Consider the following 400-nt stretch of genomic DNA (forward strand, 5'->3'; position numbering starts at 1 on the left):
TTTGAACGCCATCCATCCGAGCAGCGCGCATTTCACCCGGGCCGGGTATTTGGCCACCCCGGCGAACGCGACCCCATCGCCTAAGACGTCCTCGTCGCCTGGCACGGTCCCGCGGGAGGACACCATTTCGGTGAAGGCGTCGACGATGTTCAGCGCCCGCGGCACGCGTTGTCCGATTACCTTTTCGGTGAGCACCGAGGTCGCGGCCTGGCTGATCGAACAGCCTTGTCCGTCATAGGAAACGTCGGTGACCCTGGTGCCGTCCTCGGACAACGCGACCCGCAGCGTGACCTCGTCGCCGCAGATCGGGTTCACGTGATACACCTGGGCGCCGAACGGCTCCCGCAGCCCCCGATGCTGCGGATGCTTGTAGTGATCGAGGATCACGTCCTGATAGATC

Annotated in this window: 1 protein-coding gene; it reads right to left on the reverse strand. The window is 64.2% G+C overall.

Going from position 1 to position 400, the window contains the following annotated elements; all coding sequences use genetic code 11:
- Positions 1-400, reverse strand: a 400-nt coding sequence (sufU, locus tag D7Y13_RS44350; RefSeq protein WP_279637223.1) for a Fe-S cluster assembly sulfur transfer protein SufU, incomplete at both ends; no start/stop codon positions are given.

The sequence above is a fragment of the Corallococcus praedator genome (assembly GCF_003612125.1).
GTDB lineage: Bacteria > Myxococcota > Myxococcia > Myxococcales > Myxococcaceae > Corallococcus > Corallococcus praedator.